At 71.9% G+C, this 5,116-nt stretch carries 4 protein-coding genes and 1 pseudogene; all 5 read right to left on the minus strand.

What is annotated here, in order from left to right; all coding sequences use genetic code 11:
* Window positions 1-844, minus strand: an 844-nt coding sequence (locus G3I53_RS32370) for a glycosyltransferase family 2 protein (RefSeq protein ID WP_164439036.1), incomplete at its 3' end; no start/stop codon positions are given.
* 146 nt (window positions 845-990) lie between these two features.
* Entirely contained in the window at window positions 991-1,905 is a 915-nt protein-coding gene (locus tag G3I53_RS32375) for a carbohydrate ABC transporter permease (RefSeq protein WP_239064221.1), read from the minus strand.
* Window positions 1,902-3,251 (minus strand): sugar ABC transporter permease, encoded by a 1,350-nt coding sequence (locus G3I53_RS32380; protein WP_164337576.1) that lies wholly within the window; start codon window positions 3,249-3,251, stop codon window positions 1,902-1,904. The genes G3I53_RS32375 and G3I53_RS32380 overlap by 4 nt, the downstream gene beginning before the upstream one ends.
* A 6-nt stretch (window positions 3,252-3,257) precedes the next feature.
* Entirely contained in the window at window positions 3,258-4,673 is a 1,416-nt protein-coding gene (locus G3I53_RS32385; protein WP_164337575.1) for an ABC transporter substrate-binding protein, read from the minus strand.
* A 153-nt stretch (window positions 4,674-4,826) separates the two neighbouring features.
* Window positions 4,827-5,116, minus strand: a pseudogene (locus G3I53_RS32390) (hypothetical protein); the annotation flags it as partial.

The raw sequence follows: 5,116 nt of genomic DNA on the forward strand, positions 1-5,116 counted from the left end.
CCCGGCGCAGGAACGGGCCGCGCGCGCCGCGCGGCAGCGCCTCGCGCCGCGTGTACACGGCCGCCAGGTGGTCGACCATGCGGCGGAACAGCACCGGCCGCCAGTGCGCCAACCCGGGCCGCTCGTCGAGGAACGCGAAGAGCCGGTCGTACTGGTCGAAGACGTCGAAGTGCCGCTCGCCCGCGGTGCGCGACAGGCCCCCCACGCGCCGCTGCCGGTGGCGCACGCACACCCGGTCCAGGGTGGCGATCGTCTCCGCCGTCATCAGCGCCGGGTACGTCCAGGGCGCGTCCTGGTGGAGGCCGGGCGGGAACCGCAGGCCCTCCCGCGCCACGAAGTCCCGCCGGTACGCCTTGTCCCAGGCCACCGGGGGCAGGTTCAGCAGCGCCGGCCGGTCCGCCAGCCGGAACGGCGCCGGGGCGCACTCGGTGAGCTGTCCGGCGGCCGGGCCGCGGAGCGTCTCGCCGGACCAGTGGGTGCGGGCGTGGCCGTAGACCAGGACGTCGGGCTCGTCCGTCTCCTTCAGCCGGCCGGCGAGGGCGAGGAGCGCGTCCGGGGCGAGGGTGTCGTCGCCGTCGAGGAACACGAGGTAGTCGCCCGTGGCGCGTTCCATGCCGGCGTTGCGGGCGGGGCCCGGGCCCGCGTTCTGCGGCAGGTGCACCGCCCGGACGCGCGGGTCGCGGGCGGCGGCCTCGTCGATCAGCGCGCCGCACGCGTCGGGCGAACCGTCGTCGACGGCGATCAGTTCGAGATCCGGGTACGACTGGGACAGCACCGACTCCAGGCTCTCCTGGAGGTGGGCCTGTACGCGGTACGCGGGGACGATCACACTGAACCTGGGCACGAGCCATCCAACGGTCGTTGCGGACGTTCGGCCCGGGAACGGGCGCTGGGCCGTCGTGGTTACGTCCGCTGCTGCATCCGGGGGAATCCGCTCACCCGAAGGGGCGGACCCGGCGCGGTCCGCCCCCCGGTGTGCCCAGGCGTGCGCTACTTCACCGCGCCCGCCATCACGCCGGAGACGAACTGCCGCTGGAAGGCGAAGAACACCACCAGCGGGATCGCCATCGAGATGAACGCGCCCGGCGCCAGCACGTCGATGTTGTTGCCGAACTGGCGTACCTGGGTCTGCAGCGCGACCGTGATCGGCTGGCTCCCGGAGTCCGAGAAGATCAGCGCCACGAGCAGGTCGTTCCACACCCACAGGAACTGGAAGATGCCCAGCGAGGCGACCGCCGGTCCGGCGAGCGGCATCACCACCCGGGCGAACAGGCGCAGTTCACCGGCCCCGTCCAGCCGGGCCGCCTCCAGCAGCTCGCGCGGGATCTCCGCGAAGAAGTTCCGCAGCAGGAACACCGCGAACGGCAGGCCGAAGCCGACGTGGAACAGGATCACGCCGATCAGCGAGCCGAAGATGCCGATGCCGCCGAAGAGTTCGGCGATCGGGATCAGCGCCACCTGCACCGGCACGACGAGCAGCCCCACCACGGCGAGGAACCACCAGTCCCGGCCCGGGAACTCCATCCACGCGAAGGCGTAGCCCGCCAGCGCGCCGATGACGACGACCAGCACGGTCGCGGGCACCGTGATCAGCACCGTGTTGAGCAGGGAACCGGTGATGTCGTCGTTCTTCAGCAGCGTCTCGTAGGCGCCGAAGGTGAGCTGCGAGGGCTCGGTGAACACCGTCCACCAGCCGCTGGACGCCATGTCCTGCGGGGTGCGCAGGCTGGCCAGCAGCAGCCCGACCGTCGGCACCAGCCAGAACAGCCCGACCACGATCAGGAAGACCCGTACGGCTCCGCCGCTCACCCACCGGGCGAGCCGGGAACCCAGCGGCTCCCCGGCCGCGGCGGTGCGGACCGGTGCCGGGGGCGTCGTCACCGGAGGGCCGGCTTCCACCGTCATCGCCTGACCTCCCGCCGCAGTCTGCGTACGTTGAACCACATCACCGGGATCACCAGCAGCAGCAGGAACACCGCGATCGCGCTGGCGATGCCCGGCTGGTCCGCGGAGAAGCCCTGGCGGTAGAGCTCCAGCGCCAGGACGTTGGCGTCGTCCTGGGAGGAGCCCGGGGCGATGATGAAGACCAGGTCGAAGACCTTCAGCACGTTGATCATCAGGGTGACGACGACCACGGCGAGGACCGGCGCCAGCATCGGCACCGTGATCCGCCGGAACACCTGCCACTCGTTGGCGCCGTCGACCCGCGCGGCCTCCAGCAGCTCCCGTGGCATGCCGGCGAGCCCGGCCGCGATCAGCACCATCGCGAAACCGGCCCACATCCAGATGTACGAGCCGATGATGGAGGGGGTGACCAGCGACGGGCCGAGCCAGTCCAGGCCGTTGTACGGCGCCGCGAAGTTGCTCGCGGGCAGCCGCAGGTGCGCGCCGTCGGCCTTCGCGGACAGTGAGAAGGTGCCGTCGGCGGCCGCGGTGGTGCTCTCCACCACCTTGCCGTCCTTGACGGCCTCGATCCGCATGCCCGGATAGCCCAGTTCGGACGCGTCGACCTCGTTGAGGGTGCCGACGCCCCGGCCGCGGGTGAAGTCCTGCCAGGTCGTGCCGGTGACGCGGTCCGGCTCCGGGGTCGCCGCGACCGCCCGCTCGGCGTCGTCCGGCATCATGTCCGGCGCGACGCCGACCAGCGGCAGGGCGACGACGTCGCCGGGGCTCACCGTCGCCGTGGTGACGAAGGCGCCCCCGCCGGCCGGCTCCAGCGGCGACTGGCGGCCCGGGTGCGCCTTCGGGAACGCGGAGGACTGGGCGAAGGTGTCGTGCACCCCGACCCACACCGCGTTGGCGACGCCCTTGTCCGGCTCCTGGTCGTACACCAGCCGGAAGATGATCCCGGCGGCCAGCATGGAGATCGCCATCGGCATGAAGACGACCAGCTTGAACGCCGTGCCCCAGCGGATCCGTTCGGTCAGCACCGCGAAGATCAGGCCGAGGGCGGTGGCGAGGGTCGGCGCGAACACCACCCAGACGACGTTGTTCTTCAGCGCCGTGCGGATGCCGTCGTCGGTGAACAGCGCCCGGTAGTTGTCGATCCCGGCGAACCCGTCGCCGGACTGGTCGTAGAAGCTGCGGACGACGGAGTACCCGATCGGGTAGACCACGAGCGCACCGAGCAGGACGAGCGCGGGCAGCAGGAACAGCGCCGCCACGGTTCTGCGGGTGCCGGTGACGCTCTTGCGCGACCTGGGAGCGGCAGGGGCCGCCCCGGGGGCCCCTGCCGCCTTGACCGACGTCATGCCGGATCAGTTCCCGTACGCCGCGGCCGCGTCGGCCTCCAGCTGCCGTTGCGTGCCGGCGATGTCGGAGGGGTCCTTCAGGAAGTCCTGCAGCGCCTTCCACTCGCCCTTGCCGGGCGTGCCGCCGAACGCCTGCGGGGCCTGGTCGGACATGTCGAAGCGGAAGTCGTCGCCCGCGTCGATCAGCGCCTTGGCCGTGGTGCGCTGCACCTCGTTGGGATAGGCGGAGTTGGGCACGTTCTTGTTCGGCGAGAGGTAGCCGCCCAGCTTCGCCTGGATGCTCGCCGCGTCCGGGGAGGCCAGGAAGGTCGCCAGTGCCTGCGCGGCCTCGGAGTCCTTGAGGATCACCGCCGCGTCACCGCCGGACACCACGGGCGGGGTGTCGCCGACCGACGGGAACGGGAAGACCTTAGCGTCGGTGCCGATCTCCGCGTCGGTCTCCGCGATGTTGACCTGCACGAAGTCGCCCTCGTAGACCATGCCCGCCTTGGGCTGGTCGCCGCCGGTGAAGGTCTGCGTCACCGAGGCCGGGAACTCGGTCTGCAGCGCGCCGGACGGGCCGCCCGCCAGGTAGTCCTTCTTGCCCCAGATCTCCGCGAGGGTGGTCAGCGCGTCCTTCACGGACGGGTCGGTCCACTTGATCTCGTGCGCGGCGAGCTGGTCGTACTTCTCCGGGCCGGCCTGGGAGAGGTAGACGTTCTCGAACCAGTCGGTCAGCGTCCAGCCGTCCGCCCCGCCGACCGAGAACGGGGTGACGCCGGAGTCGTACACCGTCTGCGCGGTGGTGAGGAGTTCGTCCCAGGTCTCGGGCTCGTCGGCGCCCGCGTTCTCGAAGACCTGGGCGTTGTACCAGATCAGCGACTTGTTGGCGGCCTTGTAGTAGACGCCGTACTGCTCGCCGTCGACCGCGCCGATGTCCTGCCAGCCCTGCGAGTAGTTCTTGGCCAGCTCCGCCTTCGCCTCGGCGCCCAGCGGCTTGGCCCACTTCTTCTCCACCGCCTGCTTGATGGCGCCCGGCTGCGGCAGCATCGCCACGTCCGGCGGGGCGCCGCCCGCGATCTTCGAGCCGAGGAAGTTGATGATCGGGTCCTGGGCGGGGACGAAGGTCACCTCGGCGCCGGTGCGCTTCTCGAACTCCGCGAGGACCTTCTTGAAGTTGGCCTGTTCGGCACCGGTCCACACGGCGGCCACCTCGAGGCTCGCGCCGTCCAGCTGGGGGAGGGTGACGGTGGTCCCGGTCTCCTCGGCGCCGCCGCCCTGCTCGTCGTCGCCGTCGTCCCCGCCTCCGCACGCGGTCAGCGAGACCGCGAGCACACCGGCCGCGACGGCGGCCGCCGCCCTGGTGGCACGGCGGGTGCGGGAGGGTGTCGTGGGGTGTTCGGGCGACTTGCGTATCCGGATGATCCTGCTCGTCCTGCGCATCACTGCCCCGTTCTTCGTACGCGTCGAACGTCGTGCGCTGTCCCGTGCGCTCTGGTCTACCCCCGGGGTCGGGGGGCGGCAAGAGTGCGTCCTGTGTCAAGTGGGAGATCGTGACCGCGTCGTGACGGCCAACACCGGGGCGCGGTGCGGGAGTTACAGGAGTGACGGGACGTGGGCCGCGGCGACCTCGCGGGCGGCCCGCTCCAACGCGCTGGCGAGCAGCGCCAGGTCGGTCGGCCCGTTGCCCAGTTCGCGGACCGGGCGGCGGGCCGGGGGGTCGCCCATGCGGTGCCATTCGATCGGGACCACGGTGGGACGCAGGGTCGCCGTCCGCGGGATACGGCCCGTCACCCGCCCGGCTTGGAGCGAGGTCACCCGGCCGTCCGCGCGGCCGAGCCGGCCGCGGCCGGGCGCCGGCTGGTCCGGGCCCGCCACGGGAGCGT

Origin of the sequence: Streptomyces sp. SID14436, assembly GCF_010548465.1 — a bacterium.
Classification (GTDB): Bacteria; Actinomycetota; Actinomycetes; order Streptomycetales; family Streptomycetaceae; genus Streptomyces.